General features: G+C 72.2%; 23 protein-coding genes. 13 read left to right on the forward strand and 10 right to left on the reverse strand.

Going from position 1 to position 20972, the window contains the following annotated elements:
* Positions 1-140 precede the first annotated feature (140 nt).
* From TSO352_RS01920 to TSO352_RS01935, 4 genes are read left to right on the forward strand one after another with little or no spacing between them, the layout of a single operon-like run.
* Positions 141-1559 carry an FAD-dependent oxidoreductase gene (locus tag TSO352_RS01920; RefSeq protein ID WP_109105704.1) on the forward strand — a complete coding sequence of 473 codons (1419 nt, stop codon included), beginning with the start codon at positions 141-143 and terminating at the stop codon, positions 1557-1559.
* A complete protein-coding gene (locus TSO352_RS01925; protein ID WP_109105705.1) occupies positions 1559-2386 on the forward strand; it encodes a DUF1365 domain-containing protein in 828 nt (275 codons plus the stop codon). Before TSO352_RS01920 ends, TSO352_RS01925 begins: the two co-directional genes overlap by 1 nt.
* A 25-nt stretch (positions 2387-2411) precedes the next feature.
* Positions 2412-3647 carry a cyclopropane-fatty-acyl-phospholipid synthase family protein gene (locus tag TSO352_RS01930; RefSeq protein WP_109105706.1) on the forward strand — a complete coding sequence of 412 codons (1236 nt, stop codon included), beginning with the start codon at positions 2412-2414 and terminating at the stop codon, positions 3645-3647.
* Between the two features lie 16 nt (positions 3648-3663).
* Positions 3664-4269, forward strand: a complete 606-nt coding sequence (locus tag TSO352_RS01935) for a DUF3833 domain-containing protein (RefSeq protein WP_109105707.1) — start codon at positions 3664-3666, stop codon at positions 4267-4269.
* Here TSO352_RS01935 and TSO352_RS01940 read toward each other — a convergent pair.
* The 3 genes from TSO352_RS01940 to TSO352_RS01950 form a co-directional block, all read right to left on the reverse strand.
* On the reverse strand, positions 4220-4681 hold the full coding sequence (locus TSO352_RS01940) for a nuclear transport factor 2 family protein (RefSeq protein WP_109105708.1): 462 nt from the start codon (positions 4679-4681) through the stop codon (positions 4220-4222). The genes TSO352_RS01935 and TSO352_RS01940 overlap by 50 nt on opposite strands.
* Entirely contained in the window at positions 4678-5439 is a 762-nt protein-coding gene (locus TSO352_RS01945; protein ID WP_109105709.1) for an SDR family NAD(P)-dependent oxidoreductase, read from the reverse strand. The genes TSO352_RS01940 and TSO352_RS01945 overlap by 4 nt, the downstream gene beginning before the upstream one ends.
* Before the next feature lie 75 nt (positions 5440-5514).
* Positions 5515-5769: a hypothetical protein gene (locus TSO352_RS01950; protein WP_109105710.1), complete on the reverse strand. Its 255-nt coding sequence runs from the start codon at positions 5767-5769 to the stop codon at positions 5515-5517.
* 434 nt (positions 5770-6203) lie between these two features.
* On the opposite strand from TSO352_RS01950, the gene exbB reads away from it, so the two are divergent.
* The 4 genes from exbB (at position 6204) to TSO352_RS01970 (ending at position 9612) form a co-directional block, all read left to right on the forward strand.
* Positions 6204-7013 carry a tonB-system energizer ExbB gene (exbB, locus tag TSO352_RS01955; RefSeq protein ID WP_109106623.1) on the forward strand — a complete coding sequence of 270 codons (810 nt, stop codon included), beginning with the start codon at positions 6204-6206 and terminating at the stop codon, positions 7011-7013.
* A 5-nt stretch (positions 7014-7018) separates the two neighbouring features.
* Complete coding sequence (gene exbD / locus TSO352_RS01960; protein WP_109105711.1) at positions 7019-7447, forward strand: TonB system transport protein ExbD; 429 nt, start codon at positions 7019-7021, stop codon at positions 7445-7447.
* A complete protein-coding gene (locus TSO352_RS01965; protein WP_109105712.1) occupies positions 7444-8319 on the forward strand; it encodes an energy transducer TonB in 876 nt (291 codons plus the stop codon). Before exbD ends, TSO352_RS01965 begins: the two co-directional genes overlap by 4 nt.
* 69 nt (positions 8320-8388) lie before the next feature.
* Positions 8389-9612 carry a PepSY-associated TM helix domain-containing protein gene (locus TSO352_RS01970; protein ID WP_109106624.1) on the forward strand — a complete coding sequence of 408 codons (1224 nt, stop codon included), beginning with the start codon at positions 8389-8391 and terminating at the stop codon, positions 9610-9612.
* A 34-nt stretch (positions 9613-9646) separates the two neighbouring features.
* On the opposite strand, the gene TSO352_RS01975 is transcribed toward TSO352_RS01970, so the two are convergent.
* From TSO352_RS01975 to TSO352_RS01990, 4 genes are all read right to left on the reverse strand, one after another.
* Entirely contained in the window at positions 9647-10120 is a 474-nt protein-coding gene (locus TSO352_RS01975) for a hypothetical protein (RefSeq protein ID WP_109105713.1), read from the reverse strand.
* 120 nt (positions 10121-10240) lie between these two features.
* Positions 10241-11017, reverse strand: coding sequence for a phosphatase PAP2 family protein (locus TSO352_RS01980; protein WP_109106625.1), 777 nt, complete (start codon positions 11015-11017; stop codon positions 10241-10243).
* 25 nt (positions 11018-11042) lie between these two features.
* Positions 11043-12011, reverse strand: coding sequence for a D-2-hydroxyacid dehydrogenase family protein (locus TSO352_RS01985; protein ID WP_109105714.1), 969 nt, complete (start codon positions 12009-12011; stop codon positions 11043-11045).
* A gap of 12 nt (positions 12012-12023) precedes the next feature.
* On the reverse strand, positions 12024-13004 hold the full coding sequence (locus TSO352_RS01990; protein ID WP_109105715.1) for a phosphoribosylaminoimidazolesuccinocarboxamide synthase: 981 nt from the start codon (positions 13002-13004) through the stop codon (positions 12024-12026).
* A gap of 132 nt (positions 13005-13136) precedes the next feature.
* On the opposite strand from TSO352_RS01990, the gene TSO352_RS01995 reads away from it, so the two are divergent.
* Positions 13137-13910 carry a 4'-phosphopantetheinyl transferase superfamily protein gene (locus TSO352_RS01995; protein ID WP_109105716.1) on the forward strand — a complete coding sequence of 258 codons (774 nt, stop codon included), beginning with the start codon at positions 13137-13139 and terminating at the stop codon, positions 13908-13910.
* 217 nt (positions 13911-14127) lie between these two features.
* Here TSO352_RS01995 and TSO352_RS02000 read toward each other — a convergent pair whose 3' ends face one another.
* Positions 14128-16017 (reverse strand): FHA domain-containing protein, encoded by a 1890-nt coding sequence (locus TSO352_RS02000; protein WP_109105717.1) that lies wholly within the window; start codon positions 16015-16017, stop codon positions 14128-14130.
* Positions 16018-16161: 144 nt separating this feature from the next.
* Here TSO352_RS02000 and TSO352_RS02005 point away from each other — a divergent pair, with 144 nt between their 5' ends.
* From TSO352_RS02005 to TSO352_RS02020, 4 genes are all read left to right on the forward strand, one after another.
* The gene (locus tag TSO352_RS02005) at positions 16162-17643 is read left to right on the forward strand and encodes a D-alanyl-D-alanine carboxypeptidase (protein ID WP_109105718.1); all 1482 of its coding nucleotides are present in this window, start codon (positions 16162-16164) and stop codon (positions 17641-17643) included.
* A gap of 131 nt (positions 17644-17774) precedes the next feature.
* On the forward strand, positions 17775-18425 hold the full coding sequence (locus TSO352_RS02010) for a chemotaxis protein (protein WP_109105719.1): 651 nt from the start codon (positions 17775-17777) through the stop codon (positions 18423-18425).
* 70 nt (positions 18426-18495) lie between these two features.
* Entirely contained in the window at positions 18496-19476 is a 981-nt protein-coding gene (locus TSO352_RS02015) for an endonuclease/exonuclease/phosphatase family protein (protein ID WP_109105720.1), read from the forward strand.
* 103 nt (positions 19477-19579) lie between these two features.
* Entirely contained in the window at positions 19580-19951 is a 372-nt protein-coding gene (locus tag TSO352_RS02020; protein ID WP_109105721.1) for a hypothetical protein, read from the forward strand.
* An 81-nt stretch (positions 19952-20032) separates the two neighbouring features.
* Here TSO352_RS02020 and TSO352_RS02025 read toward each other — a convergent pair whose 3' ends face one another.
* Together TSO352_RS02025 and TSO352_RS02030 are read right to left on the reverse strand one after the other, a co-directional pair.
* Positions 20033-20635 carry a hypothetical protein gene (locus TSO352_RS02025; RefSeq protein WP_109105722.1) on the reverse strand — a complete coding sequence of 201 codons (603 nt, stop codon included), beginning with the start codon at positions 20633-20635 and terminating at the stop codon, positions 20033-20035.
* Between the two features lie 81 nt (positions 20636-20716).
* The gene (locus TSO352_RS02030; protein ID WP_109105723.1) at positions 20717-20947 is read right to left on the reverse strand and encodes a hypothetical protein; all 231 of its coding nucleotides are present in this window, start codon (positions 20945-20947) and stop codon (positions 20717-20719) included.
* Positions 20948-20972 lie beyond the last annotated feature (25 nt).

Consider the following 20972-nt stretch of genomic DNA (forward strand, 5'->3'; position numbering starts at 1 on the left):
GCCGGCTTTTCGGCCGCATCGCCCAAAATTGCGAAAGCGTGACCTGGGCGTGATCCGGCGGCGGTGCGTCGGCGTATTGGGTGCACAACCTGGACACACAGTTCAGGCACGATCCCCCAAGACCCGGATAGGGCCGCCCCATGCCGCTTCCCGACGCTTCCGCCACCGTCCACCAGCTCCGCCCGCCGGCCGGAGCGGCACCGCTCGACATCGCCGTGATCGGCTCGGGCATCGCCGGCCTGTCGACGGCCTGGCTGCTGTCGAAGGCGCACCGCGTCACCCTGTACGAGAAGGAGGACCGGCCGGGCGGCCACGCCAACACCGTGGACGCCGACGGCGCCGGGCCGGTCGACACCGGCTTCATCGTCTACAACGCGCCCTGCTACCCCAACCTGGTGGCGCTGTTCGACCATCTCGGCGTGGCGACCCGGCCGACCGACATGAGCTTCGCCGCCTCGCTCGACGGCGGGCGGGTGGAGTATGCCGGCACCTCGCTCCGCACCCTGTTCGCGCAGAAGCGCAACCTGTTGCGCCCGCGCTTCTGGCGGATGCTGGCCGACCTGCTGCGCTTCTACCGCGAGGCGCCGGGGCTGCTGGCTCATCCCGACGCCGGCACGCTGACGCTGGGCGCCTTCCTGGAGCGCGGGGGCTATTCCGACGCCTTCGTGCGCGACCACCTGCTGCCGATGGCCGCCGCCATCTGGTCGACCCCGGCGGAGGCGATGCGCGACCATCCCGCCGCCGCCTTCGTCCGCTTCTGCGAGAACCACGGGCTGCTGAAGATCGCCGACCGCCCGGTCTGGCGCACGGTGGAGGGCGGCAGCCGCGCTTATGTCCGCCGCATCCTGGACGACATGCCCGCCGTGCTGCGCCTGAACTGTGCGGTGGAGGCGGTGACGCGGGAGAGCTTTCACGGTGGCGGGAGTGGCCAGCCGTTCGGCCGCGTCCTGGTGCGCGACCGCCGCGGCGGCGTGCGGGCCCACGACCATGTGGTGTTCGCCACCCACGCCGATCAGGCGCTGGCCCTGCTGGAGGAGCCGACGCCGCTGGAACGCCTGCTGCTCGGCTCCATCGGCTACGAGCGCAACCTCGCCATCCTGCACAGTGACGCCGGCCTGATGCCGAAGCGCCGGGCGGTGTGGTCGAGCTGGAACTACCTGTCGCAGCGCGGCGATGCCGGCGCCGACGCGGTCTGCGTCACCTATTGGATGAACCGCCTGCAGGGCTTCCTGCCACCGGACCGCGACCTGTTCGTCACGCTGAACCCGGTCCGCCCGCCGCGCGAGGGCACCATCCTGCGCAGCGTCCTCTACGACCACCCGGTGTTCGGGATGGAGGCGCTGGCGGCGCAGAAGCAGCTGTGGAGCCTGCAAGGCCGCCAGAACACCTGGTTCGCCGGTTCCTACTTCGGCGCCGGTTTCCACGAGGACGGGCTGCAGTCCGGGCTGGCGGTGGCGGAGGCGCTGGGCGGGGTGCGGCGGCCCTGGACGGTCGCCGACGAGTCCGGCCGCATCCATCTGGGCCCGGCGCCGCTGCGCGCCGCGCGTGAGGCGGCATGATGGCCGGCCTTCCAAACGGGGCGCCCTTCGCGTCCGGCCTCTATCCCGGCGTGGTGACGCACCACCGGGTCCGGCCGGTGCGCCATCGGCTGTCCTACCGGGTGTTCAGCCTGCTGGTCGATCTCGACGAGCTACCGCGGCTGGACCGCGCGCTGCGGCTGTTCGGCCACGACCGCTTCGGGCTGATCGGCTTCCGCGACCGCGATTTCGGGCCGCTGGGGGAGGGGGGTGCGCTCTCGCTGAAGGCGTGGGCCGAAGGCCAGCTCGCCCGTGCCGGCATCGCCGCGGGTGGGCCGGTGCGGCTGCTGTGCTTTCCGCGGGTGCTGGGCTTCGCCTTCAACCCGCTCTGCGTCTGGTTCTGCCACCGGCCGGACGGCGGGCTGGCCGCCACCATCCACGAGGTGACCAACACCTTCGGCCAGCGCCACGCCTACCTGATCCCGGCCGAGCCGGGGGCGGACGGGCTGGTGCGCCAGCGCTGCGACAAGCGGTTCTACGTCTCGCCCTTCATGGACATGGACACCGCCTATCACTTCCGCATCCGCCCGCCCGCCGGCGTGGCCGACGAGCCGCTGGCGCTCGCCATCCGCCAGACCGACGCGGCGGGGCCGGTCCTGCACGCGGCGCTGACCGCCCGGCGAATGGAGCTGACCGACGGCGCCATCCTGCGCGCCTGGGCCCGCCACCCGCTGATGACCGCCAAGGTGGTCGCCGGCATCCATTGGGAGGCGCTGCACCTGTGGCGCAAGGGCATGGGCATCCGCCCGCGCCCGCCGGCCCCGGACGAGCCGGTGACCATCGTCGGCGCCACCCCGACCCACAACTGACCCGCAAAGAGCCAGGGGATCCTTCATGACCGACATCGCAGCGCCCGCTTTCCGTCCACGCCCCTGGTGGCTGCGGCTGATGACCGGACGCGACCTGTGGACCGGCGCCCTGCTCGGGCTCGCCGCCCGGCTGCGCCATGGCGAGTTGAGCCTGCGCCTGCCCGATGGCCGCCTGCTGCGCTTCGGCGACCCGGCCGGGGGCTTGCGCGCCGACCTGGCGCTGACCGACCCGGCGGCGGCGCGGCGCCTGCTGCTGGGCGGCGACATCGGGCTGGCCGAGGCCTACGGCGACGGGCTGTGGCGCACCACCGACCTGCCGGCGCTGATCGAGCTGGCGATCCGCAACGAGGCGGAATTGCAGGACGGGCTGGACGGCAGCGCGCTGGCGGTGATCGCCAACCGGCTGTTCCACCGCAGCCGAGCCAACTCGCGCGGCGGCAGCCGGCGCAACATCGCCTTCCACTATGACCTGGGCAACGACTTCTACCGGCTGTGGCTCGACCCCGGCATGACCTATTCGTCGGCGCTCTACGAGCACGCCGACCAGAGCCTGGAGGACGCGCAGGACGCCAAGATCCGCCGTGTCGCCGAGCTGCTGCGGGTCCGGCCGGGCGACCGCGTGCTGGAGATCGGCTGCGGCTGGGGCGGCATGGCGGAGCATCTGGCCGGCCGGCACGGCGCCTCGGTCGTCGGGCTGACCCTGTCGTCGGAACAGCTCGGCTTCGCCCGCGACCGGGTCGCCGCCGCCGGGCTGGCCGGTGCGGTGGAGCTGCGGTTGCAGGACTACCGCGACGCCGGCGGCGCCTTCGACCGCATCGTCTCCATCGAGATGATCGAGGCGGTGGGGGAGGAGCATTGGCCGCGCTACTTCGCCACGCTGCGCGACCGGCTGGTCCCCGGCGGGACGGCGGTGGTGCAGGCGATCACCATCGAGGACGCGCGCTTCCCGCGCTACCGCCGCAACTGCGACTTCATCCAGCGCCACATCTTCCCCGGCGGGATGCTGCCCTGCCCATCGGCGCTGCGCGAGCAGGCGGAGCGGGCCGGGCTGGTGGTGGAGCACGCCGAGATGTTCGGCGCCTCCTACGCCCGGACCTGCGCCGAATGGCGGCGGCGCTTCCTGGCGGCCGGGCCGCGGGTGGCGGCGCAGGGCTTCGACGAGCGGTTCCGCCGGCTGTGGGACTATTACCTCGCCTATTGCGAGGCCGGGTTCCGCGCCGGAACCATCGACGTTGGGCTGTGGCGTTTCCGCCGGCCGTGAGCGGAGAACGACGACGATGCCCCGTTCCCGCCCCCTGCTCGCCGCCGTACTGGTTGTCCCACTGGCCGCTGCCCTGCTGAACGGATGCTCCGCCATGAAGGTCGAGGACTTCGCCGGCACGACGCCGGAGCTGAGGATCGAACGCTATTTCGCCGGCCGAACCCACGCCTGGGGCGTGTTCGAGGACCGTTTCGGCACGCTGCGGCGCAGCTTCACCGTGACCATCGACGGGACCTGGGACGGGCGGGAGCTGACGCTGGACGAGCGTTTCCTCTATTCCGACGGCGAGACCGACCGCCGGGTCTGGCGCATCGTGACGACCGGCGACGGCCGCTACGAGGGGCGGGCCGACGACGTCTACGGCACCGCGGTCGGCCACTCGGCCGGCAACGCGCTGAACTGGAGCTACGAGCTGGCGATGAAGGTCGGCGACGACCGCTGGCGCGTGCGCTTCGACGACTGGATGTGGCTGCAGCCCGGCGAGGCGCTGGTCAACCGGGCCAACGTCTACCGCTGGGGCCTGTGGATCGGCACGGTCAGCCTGTTCTTCCTGCCGGAAAGCCGGCTGGCCGCTACACCCCCGGCCGTCCCGGAGGCACCGCGCCCAGCCGCCGCTGAATGACCCGCAGCGGCGCCCCCAGCAGGGGCAGGCGCAGATAGACCTGCTCGCCGGAATCCCAATGGTCGATGTGTTCGGTCACCCGGCCGTCCGCCGCCTGCCGAACCTCGCTGGTGCCGATCACGTCGAGCCGGCCGATGGCGGTCACCGTCGCCTCGAACCGCCAGCGCAGGATCGCCAGATCGGGGGCGAACAGCCGGTGGGTGACGGTGAAGCGCAGGTCGCGGCAGCCGTCCAGCGTGTGGGCCAGCACCGCGCGCACCGCGTCCCGGCCGCGGGCGTCGTTGAAGGGGTCGCGGAAACGCACCTCCGGCGCCGTCAGGTCGGGCAACCGGTCGAGCGTGGCGGGGCTCAGCGTCTCGAAGAAGGCCGCCCAGGCGTCGAGGCCGCGGCGGCGGGCATCATCCTGCGTCATGCGCCGGTCACCTTGCGGACCAGGGGGAAATAGAGCCGGTAGGGCAGGCAGCGCGCCATCTTGACCTTGCGGGTGAAGCGTTTGGGGAAGCTGATCTCGAAGCGGTCGCTGTCCAGTCCGGCGGCGAGTTCCTCGGCCGCCGCCTCCGCTGGCATCAGGTCGGGCATCGGGAAGGGGTTGCGCGCGGTCAGCGGCGTGTCGACGAAGCCGGGGCAGACCAGTTGCAGCCGGATGCCGGCGCGGTCGCAATCGGGTTTCAGCGATTCGCACAGGTTGATCAGCGCCGCCTTGGACGGGCCATAGGCCGCCGCCGTCGGCAGCCCGCGGTAGCCGGCGACCGAGGCCACCACCGCGATCTGTCCGCCGCCGCGGGCGCGCAGGCGAGGCAGCAGCGCCTCCAGCCCATGGACGACGCCCATATAGTTGACCTCCATCAGCCGGCGCGCGGTGTCGGCGGAGAAATCCTCCAGCGACATCGGGGTGTGGGTCCCGGCGTTCAGCACCGCGCGGCCGATGGGGCCGACCCGCTCTTCGACGGTGGCGACAACCGTGGCGGTGGCGGCGCGGTCGGTCACGTCGAGCGGGAAGGGGGCGATGCGGTCCGGCGCCGACAGCGCCACCGCCGCCAAGTCCGCGGCCGAGCGGGCGGACAGCGCCACCCTGGCCCCGCCGCCGGCGAGCCGCAGCGCCAGCGCGCGGCCGAGGCCGCTGCTGCCGCCGGTGATCCAGGTGACGGCTCGGCGCTGTTCGCTGGCCATGGCGCAACTCCGCAAGGTTCAGGTCGGTACGCGCCGACCAAGCCGGTGGATCACCCTCCGGCGCGGATCCCCCGCCTACAGCATCCGGCGGGCGAGCTGGTTGCCGCGCTGGACCAGATCGCGCATCAGGGCCCGCGCCTCGTCCTCGCCGGTCCAATGGGCGACCCGCTCGATCCCCTCGTCGCTGTCGGCGGCGCCGTCGCGGCCGCCGTCGCGGTCCTGCGGCATGCCGAAGACCTGGCCGGCGCGCGCCTCGACCACGGCGAACCGGCCGTCGCAGGCGACCAGCCGGAAGCTGCCACTCTCTTCCACAACCGACACGCGGCTCATCGGATTTCTCCCCTGGATGGCGGTGATGCGCGTGTCAACCGCCGGGACGGGTGGAAGGTTTCGCGCGCCGACCGATTCGGTCTGGTGCCGCGGGGTGAAATTTCGCACGACAGGCGGGGTTTGCGATGGTATTGAGACTTATTCGCACCTGGGATCCTCCGTCCCATCGCGCTTTCCCCGCGCCCGGTGCCGGTGGCGATTGGCCGCACCCCCTCGCTGCGGCGCAAGATTTTCAGTGCGATTGAGACTCATTCGCACTATAACCGCGGTGGGGGCTTTGCTCTGGAGCGTCTTCGGGTTTTTGCACCGCGCGTGGTGGACACGCGTTGAGGGGGAGTTCGACCGCCATGCCGACATCGTTTCGCCGCCGTCCCGCGCCGTCCGCAGCCCGACAGGGGGCTCACGCCGGGATTTTCGCCGGGGCCGTGGCGCTGATGACCAACGCCGCCGCATGGGCGCAGGAGGCGGCGGCGCCCACCGCACCCGCCGCCGCCGCGCCGGCCACGACGGACGCCGCGGCGGCGTCGTTGGCGACGCTGCCGCACGACCTGTCGCCTTGGGGCATGTTCGTCACCGCCAGCCCGGTGGTGCAGGCGGTGATGGTCGGGCTGGCGCTCGCCTCCGTGCTGACCTGGACCATCGCCATCGCCAAGAGCGTCGAGGTGACCTCGGCCAAGCGCAAGGCGCGCGCCGCGCTCGCCATGCTGGAGGAGGCGCGGTCGCTGGCCCAGGCGGCGGAGCGGGTCGGTTTCAGCCAGGGCACCGCGGCGACGCTGGTGCGCGCGGTGATCGCCGAGACCCACCTGTCGGCCGACGCGCCGTCGCGCGACGGGCTGATGGACCGCGCCGCCTCGCGGCTGGAGCGGATCGAGGCGGCGGCCGGCCGGCGCATGGCGCGCGGCACCGGCATCCTCGCCACCATCGGCTCGACCGGCCCCTTCATCGGCCTGTTCGGCACGGTCTGGGGCATCATGACCAGCTTCATCGGCATCTCCAAGGCGCAGACCACCAACCTCGCCGTCGTGGCGCCGGGCATCGCGGAAGCGCTGCTGGCGACCGCCATCGGCCTGGTCGCCGCCATCCCGGCGGTGGTGGTCTACAACGCCTGTTCGCGCGCCATCGGCGGGCACAAGGCGCAGCTGACCGACGCGTCGGCCGCGGTGCTGCGGTTGCTGAGCCGCGACATCGACCGCCACGCGCTGCCGCGCACCGCCCCGGCGACCAAGTCCCAAGCGGCGGAGTGACGGCGATGGGCGCGCGCATCGGCTCCGGCAACGACGACGATCTGACCGAAACCCACGAGATCAACGTCACCCCCTTCATCGACGTCGTCCTGGTCCTGCTGATCATCTTCATGGTCGCGGCGCCGCTGGCGACGGTGGATGTGCCGGTCGACCTGCCGGCCTCCACCGCCACGCCGACGCCGCGGCCGGACAAGCCGCTGTTCCTGACCATCCAGGCCGACAACAGCCTGTCGCTGGGCGACGCCAAGACCAGCAAGGAGGCGCTGGGCGCCGCGCTGGACGCCGCCACCCACGGCGACAAGACCCAGCGCGTCTTCCTGCGCGCCGACAAGACGGTCGATTACGGTGCCCTGACCGAGGTGATGAACAGCCTGCGCGGCGCCGGCTACCTGAAGATCGGCCTCGTCGGCCTGGAAGCGGCGCCGACGCCATGAGCGCGCAAACGACCGCGCTGCCGGACTTCGCCGACTGGGCGGAGGAGGAGCGGCCGGCCGGCGGCCTGACCCGCTGGGGCGGCAGCCTGCTGCTGGCGCTGGGCGTCCACGCCGCGGCGGGGCTGGCGATGATCGCCTGGCACGTCCCGCTGACCCCGAGCGACGCGGAGCCGCCGGCGGTGCTGCTGGAGCTGGCGCCGCTGCCGGTCGCCCCGCCGGAGCCGACGCCGGCGATCGACATCCCGCTGCCCGAACCGATGCCGGAGCCGGTTGTCGAGCCGTTGCTGGAACCGGAACCGCCGCCGCTTGACCCGGTGCCACCCCAACCTGTGATCGAGGAACCGCCGCCGCCGCCGGAGCCGCCGCCCGTGGTGGAGCCGGAGGTCGTGCTGCCGAAGCCGCCCCCCGACCGGCCCAAGCCCAAGCCGGAGGTGAAGAAGGAGGCGCCGAAGCCCAAGCCGGAGAAGCCGAAGCCGCCGCCCCGCCCGGTCGCCCAGCCGGTGCAGCCGGCCCCGGTCGCCGCCCCCCCAGCACCACCGGCCCCCGCACCGGCGGCCCCGGCGCCGGCCGCAGCGCCCAGCCGGGCGGTGCCGAGCTGGCAGGGGCGGGTGCTCGGCCATCTGGAACGGCACAAGCGCTACCCGCGCGCCGCCCAGGCCCGCCGTCAGGAGGGCGTCGCCCAGGTCCGCTTCACCATCGACCGCGACGGGCGGGTCCTGTCGGTCCAGCTCGACCGCAGCTCCGGCCACGACGTGCTGGACGAGGAGACGGTGGAGATGGTGCGCCGTGCCTCGCCGCTGCCGGCTCCGCCGGAGGAGATGGCGCAGGACCGCATCGAGCTGGTGGTTCCGGTCCAGTTCTTCCTGAAGTGAAGGCTGCGGCGCCTCGCCGTCCCCATGCCTTGCCCGTTCCTCTTGCCGTCCTTCACCAGGGTCGACGCCATGGCCAACGCCAGCACGCCGCGCAGCCAGCGCCTGTGGTACCGCACGCTTCAGAACATCCATCTGTGGACCGGGCTGGTCCTCTGCCTGCCGCTGGTCCTGCTCGGCATCACCGGATCGATTTTGGTGGTGGAGGACGAGTTGCGCGACCTGACCGGCGACCGTCCCAACCTCGTGCTGCCGACCGGGCCGGCGCAGCCGATGTCGGCGATCCTGGCCGCCGCCCGCGCCGCCGCCCCGTCCGGCACCCAGCCGGGCTTCATCACCCTTCCCGAGGAGCGGGGCCAGCCGGCGACCGTCCGTCTGGTCGCCGCGCGCAACGGTGAGAAGGGTGGCTTGCAAGGCGCCCCGCAAGCGGCGCCGCAAGGCCCGGTCGGTGCGCTGACCATCGACCCGGTGTCCTTGGCGGTGCTCGACCGTTCCACCCCCGGTCAAGTCGCGAACGGCGGCTTCCTGCGCACCGTCCACACGCTGCACGCCAACCTGCTGGTCCGCGACCGCAGCGGGCGCGAGGCGGTCGGCTGGCTCGGCGTGGCGATGCTGGCGCTCGGCGTCAGCGGGCTGGTGCTGTGGTGGCCGCGGCCCGGCCGTTGGAAGGCCGCCTTCACGGTGAAGGCCGGCGCGCGCGGCGCCCGTTTCCACCGCGATCTACATGGGGCGGTCGGCATCTGGTCGCTGCTGGTCTTCCTCGTCGTCAGCTTTTCCGGCGTCTACCTCGCCTTTCCGCAGACGCTGGGGGCGGGGGTGTCGGCGCTGCTGCCGGCGCGCGACCTGCGCGCTCCGGTGACGGTCCAGCCGGTCCGCGGCGCCACCCCGACCGACGTCGATCGCGCGGTGGAGCTGGCCCGTCAGGCGCTGCCGGGGGCCGACCTGCGCTTCGTCGCGCCGCCGGCCCGTCCGGACCAGGCCTACCGCATCGGCCTCGCCCCGGCCGGCCACCCGCAAGGCGCGCCGATGGCGACTGTCTTCGTCGACCCCTGGACCGACCGCGTCGTCGAGCTGCGCGACCCCGCCGCCTATTCGGCCGGTGAAACCGTGCTGGCGTGGCAGCGCCCGCTGCACGCCGGCGAGGGGCTGGGGCCGTTGTGGAAATGGGCGGTGTTCCTGTCGGGCGTGCTGCCGCCGCTGTTCGCCGTCACCGGCACCCTGATGTGGTGGCTGAAGCGCAAGGCCCGCCGCGCCAAGGACGCCGAACGCGCCGCCGCCCTCGCCGCGGCGGGCTGACGGCGGAGCCGCTTATCGACCGGAGCCGCCGGTATCAGTCGAGCGTCGGTTCCAGACGCTCGTCGAGTTTGCGCTGGTTGTCGACCGCGGCGCGCAGCCGGTCCTTGGCGGCGCCGCGGCTGCTCTTGCCCGACGCGGCCGGGCGCAGGCCGTTCAGCGCCGCGAGGAAGTTGGAACCGGCGCTGCCCTTGGCCTGCTGGGGACGGCGGGCGGTGACCGGCGGAACTTCGACCGTGACCGCGTCGGGCCGGAGGGCGTGGGACCGCGCCTGGGCCTGGGCCTCCACCCGGGCGCGGGCGACGATGCGCTCGCGCAGCTCGGCGTCCAGGGTGCGGAACACGCGCGACGCCTCGGTCAGTTCGCGCTCGCGCCCCGAATCGAGCGTGCGGCGCAAGGCGTTCACCAGCAGCCGGCATTCCAGCACGCCGGGCACCCGCTCGCGCTCCACCGCACGGGCGAGCACGCCGACGGCTTCCAGGGTTTCGCGGTCGAGAGTGCCCTGCGGCATGAAAAGGTCCGGTCCGAAAGTGGTATGGACGCCGACTATTCACGGCCGCGCTTCCGTATTCAACCCACTTGTGCGCCGTGGCGGCGCAAGGCCGCCATGACCGGTCCGGCCCCGGCCCCGTCAGTGTTTTTCCGCCGGTTCCGGCTGGTCCTGCTCCACCGCGCCGCGCCGCTGCAGCCATTCCGCGATGATCCAGCACAGCGCCGCCCAGGCGGCGCCGACGCACCAGCCGGCCAGCACGTCGGTCGGCCAATGGACCGCCAGATAGACCCGGCTGGACCCGATCACCAGCGTCAGCACCATCGCCCACACCAGCAGATAGGCCTTGATCCGCCGCCCGCGGACGAACTGTCCGATCAGCGCCCCCAGCGTCAGGTAGACCACCGCCGACAGCATGGCGTGGCCGCTGGGGAAGCTGGCGGAGATCACCTGGTCGCCGTGCGGCACCAGATCGGGGCGGGCGCGGTCGAACAGCGCCTTCAAGACTGAACTCAGCACGCCGCCGCCGCCGATCGACACCAGCACCAGCAGTGCCGCCGCCCTCTTGCGCAGCAGCAGCAGGAAGCCCAGCGTGGCGATGGTGACCAGCGTCAGGACGGTGGTGCTGCCGAGCGCGGTCAGGTCGCGCGCCACCCGCGCCAGCCACCAGGGGCCGCCGGGCTGGTCGGGGTCCAGCGGGTTGCGCAGGGCCAGCAGCACCGCCCGGTCGAAGGTGGAGGTCTCGCCCTCCATCACCTCGCCGGCCAGTTCGGCGAAGCCGAACAGCAGCCCGGCGGACAGCGACAGCCCGATCAGCAGGCCCAACTGGTGCCGGCCGAGCCGTGACCACAGGCTGCCCTCGCCATTGCCCCGGGGGCCTTCCCGGCCGTTGTTCCCGACCCCGTCCGTCCAGCCCACCGGCACTCTCCCACGCGGTTTCCGTCTAGCCCGCGGTCAGGAGCCGCACCGGCGCCCCGGCCGCCCAGGCCAGGATGTCCTCCAGCGCGTCACGGTAGAACACCGCGTAATTCTCCCGCGTGACGTAGCCCAGATGGGGCGTCAGCACGGTGTTGGGAAGGCTGAGCCAAAGGCTATCCGCCGGAAGAGGCTCGACGGGGAACACATCGATGCCGGCGCCGCCGATGTGGCCGTGGCGCAGCGCGTCGGTCAGCGCCGTCTCGTCGACCAGCCCGGCGCGCGAGGTGTTGACGAACAGGGCGGTCGGCTTCATCGCCCCGATCTCCGCCGCGCCGACCACGCCGCGGGTCCGCTCGCTCAGCACCAGATGGACGCTGACCACGTCCGCCGTGGCGAACAGCGCGCGCTTCTCCACGCGGGTGACGCCGGCCGCCGCCGCCCGCTCGTCGGTCAGGTTGGGGCTCCAGGCCACCACCTCCATGCCGAAGGCCTGACCGACCCGCGCCACCTTGGTGCCGAGCTTGCCCAGCCCCACCAGCCCCAGCCGCTTGCCGGCGAGGTCGCTGGTCAGCCCGGTCTGCCAGCGCCCGTCGCGCAGCGCCCGCTCCTCCGCCGGGATGCGCTTGGCCAGCGCCAGAATCAGGCCCCAGGTCAGCTCGGCGGTCGGCGTGCCGACCATGCCGGTGCCGCTGACCGGGATGCCGCGCGCCGCGCACGCCGTCAGGTCGATGGCGTTGTTGCGGGCGCCGGTGGTGACCAGCAGCTTCAGGTTCGGCAGCCGGTCGATCAGCGCCGCCGGGAAGGGCGTGCGCTCGCGCATCACGACCAGCGCGTCGAACGGCTCCAGCGCCGCCGCCACCGCGTCGATGCCACCCGTGTTTCCATCGGCGAGCGGCTCGTTGAACACCGTCAGCGTGCTGCCGGCGGGCAGGCGCGACCAGTCGGCGAGGTCGCGGGCGACGTCCTGGTAGTCGTCGAGGATGGCGACGCGCATCGCTCCCGCCCCTTACTTGCTGAAGTAGGGCGCCAAGTTGGCGCGGATGCGGTCCAGCACCGGCACGGCCTGGGCCGGCACTTCGAACGGGCGGCCGGTGATGGTCTCGCCGGCTTCGATGTAGACGCGGGCGGCTTCCAGCACGACGTCGCCGGGGATTTCCGGAATGTCCTGGGTGTAGGGATCGCAGCGGGCGACGACCCAGTTGCGGACGAAGTCCTTGTCGAAGCTGTCGGGCTTGCCGCCGGTCTCGAACCGCTCCTGGTAGCTGCCGGCGAACCAGTAGCGCGAGCTGTCGGGCGTGTGGATCTCGTCGGCCAGCAGGATGTTGCCGTCCTGGTCGAAGCCGAACTCGTACTTGGTGTCGACCAGGATCAGGCCGCGCTCCGCCGCCATCGTCTGGCCGCGGGCGAACAGCGCCAGCGCCTTGTCCGACACCTCGTCCCACTGGGCGCGGGTCAGCAGCTTGCGTTCCACGATCTCGGTCGCGGTCAGCTCCTCGTCGTGGCCGGCGTCGAAGGCCTTGGTGGTCGGCGTGATGATCGGGGTGCCGAGCTTCTGGTTCTGGCGCAGCCCGTCGGGGAAGATGTGGCCGTACATCTCGCGCCGGCCCTGCTTGTACATCGACCAGATCGAGGTGCCGGTGGTGCCGGCCATGTAGTCGCGGACCACCACCTCCACCGGCATGATGGTCAGCCGCTTGGCGACCACCACGTTGGGATCGGGGTATTCCAGCACATGGTTGGCGCAGATGTCCTTCGTCGCCTCGAACCAGAAACGGGCGGTCTGGGTCAGCACCTGGCCCTTGAACGGGATGGCGGTCAGGATGCGGTCGAAGGCCGACAGCCGGTCGGTGGTGATGAGGATGCGCCTGCCGTCCGGAAGGTCGTAGTTTTCACGCACCTTGCCGCGGTAATGATTGGGCAGCTCCGGGATGAAGGCGTCGCGAAGAACGTTGGTCAGGTGCGGGGCGAGCAGGGCGGTGTCAACCATGGGGTCCGGATCCGGATGCGGGGGCAGAACAAGAGGGGCGCATGATACCCGAAACCCCAGCGGGAGCCAGGACGCTAATTTCCGGGGCCCCCTATGCCGAGGCCCCCTATAACACGGGAGGAACGCTGTCCGATGCATGACGACGGCACCAGCATGGCAACCGGCGGGACAGCCGGGCCGATCGACGACTTCATCATTCCGCCGGGGGTGATCCGCGTCTGGTTCGCCGATCTCACCGGCTTCGCCGCCCACCGCGCCGCGTTGCGCGCCCTGCTGGCCGAGGACGAGCTGGACCGCGCCGGGCGCTTCCTGATGGAACGGCTGACCGACCGCTTCATCCTGCGCCGTGGGCTGCTGCGGCTGCTGCTCGGCCGCTGCACCGGGCGGGACCCGGCGTCGCTGCGGTTCGACTATGGCACCCACGGCAAGCCGTCGCTGCCGGGAGGGCCGTCCTTCAACCTCGCCGACAGCGAGGATTCGCTGGCCATCGCCGTGGCGGTGGACGGGCTGGTCGGCGCCGACATCGAGCGGCTGCGCCCGATCGAGAGCGCCGAAGGCATCGCCGAGCGCTTCTTCCACGCGAGCGAGCGCGCGGCGTTGCAGGCGCTTCCCCCCGACCAGGGCGACGAGGGGTTCCTGCTGGCCTGGACGCGGAAGGAGGCCTTCATCAAGGCGGCCGGTGTCGGGCTGTCGATGCCGCTCGACCGTTTCGCGGTGGCGGTGACGCCGGGCGAGCCGCCGGCCGTGCTGGCGATCGACGACCGCCTGCGCGCCGACGTCGGCACCCCCGACGGCTGGAGCCTGTTCGACCGCCGCGTCCTGCCCGGCACCATCGCCGCCGTCGCCGCCCGCGGCACCGGCTGGACGGTGGAGACCCGGGTGATGGAGGCCGGCTTCCTGGGCTGAGCGGCCGTCATAGACGCTGACTTTGAAGTGTTCAGCCTCACGATGCCGACCACTCTCGTCATCGACCGTCATTCCCGCGAAGGCGGGAATCCAAAGTTCCCAATGGGTTCTCTCCTGGGGAAGCCTTGATTCCCGCCTTCACGGGAATGACGCTGAAAGACGGGATTGCCGGTCTGGAAACGATGCGAAGCACCTAAGTTGGCGCCTATGAGGCCCCCTACCGCCCGGTGATCTCCCAGGCGATGCGGGCGGGGTGTTCGCCGAGGTCGAGCGAGCCGATGATGATCTCGCCACGGCCGGACAGCGCGGCGACATCGCCCTGCTTCAGCAGGCGCGACTCGCCGCCCTCCCGCGACAGCCGGGTGCCGTTGCGGCTGAGATCCTCCAGCACGCCGCCGCCATCGCCCAGCCGCACCGCCGCGTGCCGGCGCGAGGCCGAGGCGTGGTCCAGCACGATGCCGCAATCGGCGGCGCGGCCGATGACGATCTCCGCCCCGGCATCGGGCAGCACCACGGTCCGGCCCTGGTAGCGCAGGGTCAGGCGGGCGCCCGCGGGCGGCGGGTTGTAGACGTCGACCGTCATCACCTCCATGCCACCCGCTGCCATGCCACCCGCCGCCATCCCGGCATCGCCCAGGCGCTGGCCGGGCGGCACGCCGGTGCCCGCCACCGACACCCGCTGCTCGTCGGGGATGGTGGCGATCTTGGCGATCAGCCCGTCGGCCAGCGCCCGCGGGATGCCGGCGGCGCGCAGGCGGCGGCCCAGCCCGTCGCGCACCTCCTGCACCGACACGCCGGGGGCGGCCAGTTCGGCGGCCGACTTGACGCGGTTGAATTCCTCGGCCACCCGCTGGATGACGAAGCTGATCTTGTGGTGGCCATAGGCGCTGGCGCCGAGGTCGAGCAGATAGCCCAGCCGTCCGGCCGCCGTGCCGTGCCGGCCGGCCAGCCGCATCACCGTGTCGGCGAAGGGCAGGTCGATGCCGCCGGTCGCCCAGACGGTCTTGCCGCGGCGGGTCAGCGTCTCCGCCATCGCCGGGCCACCCATGAAGCCGTCGAAGGCGATCATGCCGTCGACGATCGCCTGGAAGGCCCTGGCGTCGCTGCCGGCGCCGGTGCGGGTCAGCGGGGTCAGCCCGTCCAGCCCGCCGCGGATGCGGCGCAGCACCGCCTCGCGCGTCTGGACGAAACCGCCGCCGCCGATGGCGTTGGACAGCGCCAGCAGCGGTTCGGTGTGCGGCAGCCGGTCGTCCAGGTCGCCGCGCAACGTCGCCAGCAGCGCCAGAATGGCCGAGCCCAGGTCGGGCGAATAGCCGATCAGCGCGCGGATCGGCTCGCGACCGTCGACGATCTCGGCGGCGAACTCGTCGACCAGCCGGGTGTTCTCGCCGTCGCCCTCCTGGTGCAGGCGCAGCACCGCGGACAGCTTGGCGCCCCAGTCGCGGTGCGGTTCCAGCAGCGAGCCGACGGCGTGGCTGACGATGCGGTCGCGCTCCTCCACCGGGCGGTCGACCGCCGCCAGCAGCAGGCCGGCGATGCCGCCGCGCATCAGCGCCTGGTCGAAGGGCGCCAGCGTGTCGGCCTTCTGCGCCAGATCCTTCAGCGCGGTGAACAGGCGGATGATCTGGTCGTAGCGTTCGTGCGGTTTCAGCCCCAGCATCGGCGCCTGGATGCTGGCCAGCCGGCTGACCGCCGGGTTGAACAGCAGCGCCTCGCGTTCGAAGTAGCGCAACGGATAGTAGCGGTGGAGCTGTTCGCACGGAACGACGCCCTGGTCGTCCCAATAGCCGCGCAGCAGCCGCAGCAGCGTCATCCGGCTGTCGAAGGAAAAGACCTGGAGCACATCGGTGCACAGGTTGGCGTCGGTGATCGGCGAGATGGTGGTCAGCGTGCCGCCGCCGCTCGACGACTTCTGGAAGACGGTTTCCTCGCGGCCGGAGCCGGTGATGCGCACGACGCGGACGACCGGGAACTTGGCGAGGCGCAGCAGATAGTTGGCGCGTTCCGTCGCCGCCTTCTCATCGTCGAAGACGCCGTCGATGTTCGGCTTGCCGCCCTGTTCGACCACCACTTCGAAGCGCGTCTCGCGCCGCTTGGACATCGCCATCCCGCCCCCCGGCCGGTCTGTGCCCGGCTCCCTGTCCAACAGCGTTTTCCCGCAATTTTTCTCCAAAATACTTTATCAAAGGTTCTTTCAGAAGCGGAAAGCCCCTGACTGGCGCCGCAAGATGGCATTTCCGGCCCGTTGCCCATGACCGCATGTTTCCAGATCGCGCCCATCCGGCGGCGCCTGTCCGCCCGGTGGCTCGCCGCGCTGCTGCTGACCATCCTGACCTCGGCGGTTGTGGCCGCCGGTCCCGTTCATGCCGGTTCCGCCGGGGCCGGCTCCGGCCGCACCGCTGCGGAGAGCGCCGCCGTCGGCTTCCTTCTGTTCGACGTCGAAACCGGCGGGGTGGTGGAGGCGCGCGACGCCGACCGGCCCTTCATCCCGGCGTCGGTGGCCAAGCTGCCGACGGTGGTGGCGGCGCTCGCCCTGCTGGGGCCGGACCACCGCTTCACCACGCGGCTGCTCGGCGCCGGTCCGCTGCGCGACGGGGTGCTGCACGGCGATCTGGTGCTGCAGGGCGGCGGCGACCCGTCGCTGGCGACCGAGGGGCTGTTGCGGCTGGTCGAGGGGCTGCGCGCCGTCGGGCTGCGCCGGGTGGAAGGGCGGTTGCTGTACGATGGCGGCCCGCTGCCCGAATTGCCGGAGATCGACGCCGGCCAGCCCTGGGCGGCGCCCTACAACACGGGCGTCGGCGCCCTGTCGCTGAACTACAACCGTGCATTGCTGGCGTGGCGGCGCGGCGCGGACGGTCGCCTGGCGCCGGAGGCGCTGACGGTCGCCGACGCCGGGCGGCTGCCGCTGGACAGCGTGACGGCGTTGCCGGCCGCCGCCGGCGCCTTCCCGCTGCTGCCCGATGGTGCCGATCGCTGGCGGGTCGCCGCTGCGGCGGCGGCCGGGCCCGAGTCGGGGGCGGTCTGGGTGCCGGTGGCGCGGCCCGGGCTGGCCGCCGCCACGCTGTTCCGCCGGCTGGCCGCCGACGCCGGCATCGCGCTGGCGCCGCCGCTGCCGGGCCGTGCCCCGCCCGGTGCCGCGGTGCTGGCGGCGCTCGACAGCCCGCCGCTGACCGATCTGGCGCGCGGCCTGCTGCGCCATTCCAACAACCTGTCGGCCGAGGTGATCGGGCTGGCCGCCGCCCGCCGGCTCGATCCCAGTGTGACGACGCTGGAGCGGTCGGCGGCGCTGCTCCAGGGCTGGCTGACGCAGCGGCCGGCGCCGGACGGCCATGGGGCGGCGGGCGGTTGGGCCGGGTTGCGGCTGGCCAACCATTCCGGTCTCGGCACCGGTTCGCGCGCCACGCCGCGCCAGATGGCGGCGCTGCTGCGGGCCGGCGGCCCGGCGCTGTGGGAGCTGTTGCCGGGGGAGGAGGACGGCAAGGCGCTGCCCGCCGGCGTCCACGCCAAGTCGGGAACCCTGGCCTACGTCAAGGGGCTGGCTGGGGTGTTGACGGCGTCCAGCGGGCGGCGGCTGGGCTTCGTCCTGTTCATCGCCGACCCGGAACGCCGCGCCGCGCTCGACGCCGCGCTCGACCGCCGGGTGACGGCGACGCCGCCCGAGGCCCGCGCCTGGGCGGTCCACGCCCGCGCGGTGCAGACGGAAACACTGGACCGTTGGGTCGCGGGCTATTGACGATGAACGTCATACGACGGAGGATGTGTCTTTATGCTGAAAAGCCGATAAACGCTTCTTAGGCCAACGATCGTCGCGGCGATCCTTCCGCGATGCTCTCCTCAGACACGGTCCAAGGATTTCCGGCCCCGATGATGTCCAACCCCCTCCGCAGCAACACCGCGCGCACCGTTCTGCGCCGTACGCTGGAACGGCAGGACGTCGCCGCCAACCGCTACCATGACCGCCGCCTGGGGGCGGAGGTGGTGAACATCGTCGTCGGCGGCTGCGTGGTCACCGACGATCCGAACGTCGTCATCACCACCACGCTGGGGTCCTGCGTCGCCGCCTGCCTGTACGATCCGGTCGCGGAGATCGGCGGGATGAACCATTTCCTGCTGCCCGACGCCGGGCTGGACACGGTGTCGCTGTCCTCGCGCTATGGCGCCACCGCGATGGAGCAGCTGATCAACCGGCTGCTGCGCGTCACCGGCCGGCGCGACCGGCTGCGCGCCAAGCTGTTCGGCGGGGCCAACGTCAACCTGAACACGCTGCGCACCGCCAACATCGGCCAACGCAACGTCGAGTTCGTGATGGAGTATCTGGCGACCGAAGGCATCCCGACGGTCAGTTGGGACGTCGGCGGCGCCGCCCCGCGGGCGGTGCGGTTCTTCCCCACCTCCGGACGCAGCCAGCGCCGGCTGATCGGCGACGAGTCGCTGCACGACATCGCCCGCAGCGAATCCTCCTACATGGAGCATCTGCGGAAAACGCGGATCGAAGGCGACATCGAGCTGTTCTGATAAGCTCGCTGTCCGGCGTCCTCCCGTCCGGCGCCCTCATCGACACGCCCTCCGTCCGCGGGAGCCCGCCATGGCCGACACGCTGTTCAGGATCGCCACCTTCAACCTGGAGAATCTGGACGACGACACCGACGATCCGCCGTTCGCGGCGCGGATCGCCACCCTGCGCCCGCAGTTGGAGCGGCTGGACGCCGACATCCTCTGCCTGCAGGAGGTCGACGCCCAGCATCCGGTGAAGAGCGAGCCGCGCGTGCTGCGGGCGCTGGGCCGTCTGCTGGAGGGCACGCGCTACCAGGACTATGCGGTGACGGCGGGCGACTCCGACTCGCCGGCCGACCGCCACAACCCGGTGATCGTCAGCCGCTGGCCGATCGCCGCGGCCCGGCTGCTGCGCCACGATCTGGTTCCGCCGGCCCGGGTGCGTCTGGCCACCGCCGACCCGCCGCAGGACGAGGCGATGGAGGTCGGCTGGGACCGCCCGGTGCTGCACGCCGAGGTGGCGTTGCCCGGCGGGCGGCCGCTGCATGTGTTCGACCTGCATCTGCGCGCGCCGATCGCCGCCCCGGTGCCGGGGCAGAAGATCGACGCCTCGACCTGGAAGACGCCGTCGGGCTGGGCCGAGGGCTTCTACCTCGCCTCGATCAAGCGGGCGGGGCAGGCGCTGGAAACCCGGATGGCGGTCGACCGGCTGTTCGACGCCGATCCCGACGCGCTGATCGTCGTCGCCGGCGACTGCAACGCCGACCTGGAGCAGACCGCGGTGCGCATCATCCGCGCCGGCCTCGACTTCACCGGCAACCCGGAGCTGGCCGCCCGCGTGCTGGAGCCGCTGGAGCAGGCGATCGCGGAGGAGCGGCGCTACACCGTGCTGCACGCCGGCACGCCGGTCCTGCTCGACCACCTGATGGCCTCGCCCCGGCTGGCCGAACGGTTGCGCGACGTCGCCATCCACAATGAAGAATTGATGGACGAGGTCCATCATCCCGACACGCCGTCGCCGGTCAGCTACCACGCGCCGGTCGTGGCCAGCTTCATTCTGCCGGAAGGATGAAACCCGCTGGATTTGCCGGCGCGCATCGTGGAAAAGAACGCTTTGGAATCTTGCGGCGCCCCGTCGAGCCGACGCTGGGCCGGGCGCCATTCGGGGAGACAGCATGTTCACTGCCGCCAGCTTCCACGTCGGCGACCGCGTGACCATCCACACCGGCCAGTCCGGCCCGCAATCCATCGCCACGGTGGAGCGCTACAGCCATGACGGCCGCTGCATGATCCTGTCCGACGGCAGCGAGTGGCGCTCCGACGGCCGCCGCCAGTGGGGCTTTCGCGGCAGCTACTACAAGGGCCCGGTGGTGGAGCCGGCCCAGCCCGGCGACGAGGACCACATCGGCAAGCGCCGCGCCATCGGCGCGCTCCGCAAGTTCGCGGACAGCCTGAACATGGACACCCCCCTGTCGGCCGAGGCGCTGCGCCGGATTCTGGACGTGGTGGAGCGGGAAAAGGCGGCGCTCGGCAAGGATGGGCAGTAGGGCGGAGCGGCAAGCCGCTGCCGCTCGGCAGAGGACGCGGCCGCCGCCGGCGTCTCGACCCGACGTCTCGACCCGATGGCCTCAGACCGTCACCGACACCAGTCCGCCGGTCGAGGCGCCGTAGCTGCCGCCACCGGTCGCCGCCGGGGTGAAGCCGCCGCCGGTGGTGGCGGTGGATGACCCGGTCCCGGTGCCCACCCCGCTGGTGGAGCCGCCGGATGAGGTGCCCGAGTACCCGCCGGTCGCGGCGAAGGAGGTGCCCGCCACCGCCGCTGCCGCCGCCGCGGTCACTGTCGTCACGGCGTCCGTCCGGCTGCCCGACCCGGTTCCGGCACCCGCCGTCCCGGACCGGTCGTTGGCGCCGTCGCCCGATTTGGCAACGCTGTCCGACGCCAGGCGTCCGGCGGCGCGGCGGTATTCCTCGACCACCCGTCGGGAGGGGATCTGGTCCTGGGTTTCGCCGGTGTCGAAGTCGCGGAAATAGAGCACCGCGACCCGGGCGCTCTGGTCGTAACGCAGGAGCGGGCTGACATAGCCGCCGCCGGAGGATGCCTTCTCCGCCGCGCCCGCGGTCGAACCGTCGGCCGTCGAGCCGCCCGCGGCCAGCGCATCGGAGGCGGAATCGGTCGCACCGGACGAGGTCGGCCGGAACACCGTCGTGCTGGAAACGCCACGGATCTCCATCGGTGCCTCCCGCCCTGCTCGGTTTGGCCGCCTGTGGCCCGAACCCCCGGTTCAGTCCCCCGTCGGTTCAGACGGGTCGACTCAGACGGTGATGTTCAGGTTCTGCCCGCGCGTCGGCGTGGTGTTGCCGCCCGACGTGCTTTGCGTGCTGCTCTGCGCTTCCTGCTGGCGGCGCGTGCGCTCCGTCTGGTCTTCCTGCGCGCTTTCGACGGGCGAGGTGGACCGCTGCGCGGCTTCCGGACCGCTGCTGAGCGGGGTGACGTAAGGCTGCGGCTGATAGCCGCCGACTCCGCCGATGCTGCTGACGCCCATGGTGGCTCCTCCGGTCGCTGTCGCG

It is taken from the genome of Azospirillum sp. TSO35-2 (genome assembly GCF_003116095.1).
GTDB lineage: Bacteria > Pseudomonadota > Alphaproteobacteria > Azospirillales > Azospirillaceae > Azospirillum.

What these genes read in the sequence shown, in the direction of transcription:
- exbD (WP_109105711.1), top strand. Translation starts at nt 7,019, where the DNA reads ATGGGCGCGCGCATCGGCTCCGGCAACGACGACGATCTGACCGAAACC.
- TSO352_RS01975 (WP_109105713.1), bottom strand. Translation starts at nt 10,120, where the DNA reads ATGCCGCAGGGCACTCTCGACCGCGAAACCCTGGAAGCCGTCGGCGTG.
- TSO352_RS01920 (WP_109105704.1), top strand. Translation starts at nt 141, where the DNA reads ATGCCGCTTCCCGACGCTTCCGCCACCGTCCACCAGCTCCGCCCGCCG.
- TSO352_RS02000 (WP_109105717.1), bottom strand. Translation starts at nt 16,017, where the DNA reads ATGGCGATGTCCAAGCGGCGCGAGACGCGCTTCGAAGTGGTGGTCGAA.
- TSO352_RS01925 (WP_109105705.1), top strand. Translation starts at nt 1,559, where the DNA reads ATGGCCGGCCTTCCAAACGGGGCGCCCTTCGCGTCCGGCCTCTATCCC.
- TSO352_RS01935 (WP_109105707.1), top strand. Translation starts at nt 3,664, where the DNA reads ATGCCCCGTTCCCGCCCCCTGCTCGCCGCCGTACTGGTTGTCCCACTG.
- TSO352_RS02025 (WP_109105722.1), bottom strand. Translation starts at nt 20,635, where the DNA reads ATGGAGATCCGTGGCGTTTCCAGCACGACGGTGTTCCGGCCGACCTCG.
- TSO352_RS02030 (WP_109105723.1), bottom strand. Translation starts at nt 20,947, where the DNA reads ATGGGCGTCAGCAGCATCGGCGGAGTCGGCGGCTATCAGCCGCAGCCT.
- TSO352_RS02020 (WP_109105721.1), top strand. Translation starts at nt 19,580, where the DNA reads ATGTTCACTGCCGCCAGCTTCCACGTCGGCGACCGCGTGACCATCCAC.
- TSO352_RS01940 (WP_109105708.1), bottom strand. Translation starts at nt 4,681, where the DNA reads ATGACGCAGGATGATGCCCGCCGCCGCGGCCTCGACGCCTGGGCGGCC.
- TSO352_RS02005 (WP_109105718.1), top strand. Translation starts at nt 16,162, where the DNA reads ATGACCGCATGTTTCCAGATCGCGCCCATCCGGCGGCGCCTGTCCGCC.
- TSO352_RS02015 (WP_109105720.1), top strand. Translation starts at nt 18,496, where the DNA reads ATGGCCGACACGCTGTTCAGGATCGCCACCTTCAACCTGGAGAATCTG.
- TSO352_RS01970 (WP_109106624.1), top strand. Translation starts at nt 8,389, where the DNA reads ATGGCCAACGCCAGCACGCCGCGCAGCCAGCGCCTGTGGTACCGCACG.
- TSO352_RS01995 (WP_109105716.1), top strand. Translation starts at nt 13,137, where the DNA reads ATGCATGACGACGGCACCAGCATGGCAACCGGCGGGACAGCCGGGCCG.
- TSO352_RS01930 (WP_109105706.1), top strand. Translation starts at nt 2,412, where the DNA reads ATGACCGACATCGCAGCGCCCGCTTTCCGTCCACGCCCCTGGTGGCTG.
- exbB (WP_109106623.1), top strand. Translation starts at nt 6,204, where the DNA reads ATGACCAACGCCGCCGCATGGGCGCAGGAGGCGGCGGCGCCCACCGCA.
- TSO352_RS02010 (WP_109105719.1), top strand. Translation starts at nt 17,775, where the DNA reads ATGATGTCCAACCCCCTCCGCAGCAACACCGCGCGCACCGTTCTGCGC.
- TSO352_RS01990 (WP_109105715.1), bottom strand. Translation starts at nt 13,004, where the DNA reads ATGGTTGACACCGCCCTGCTCGCCCCGCACCTGACCAACGTTCTTCGC.
- TSO352_RS01965 (WP_109105712.1), top strand. Translation starts at nt 7,444, where the DNA reads ATGAGCGCGCAAACGACCGCGCTGCCGGACTTCGCCGACTGGGCGGAG.
- TSO352_RS01985 (WP_109105714.1), bottom strand. Translation starts at nt 12,011, where the DNA reads ATGCGCGTCGCCATCCTCGACGACTACCAGGACGTCGCCCGCGACCTC.
- TSO352_RS01945 (WP_109105709.1), bottom strand. Translation starts at nt 5,439, where the DNA reads ATGGCCAGCGAACAGCGCCGAGCCGTCACCTGGATCACCGGCGGCAGC.
- TSO352_RS01950 (WP_109105710.1), bottom strand. Translation starts at nt 5,769, where the DNA reads ATGAGCCGCGTGTCGGTTGTGGAAGAGAGTGGCAGCTTCCGGCTGGTC.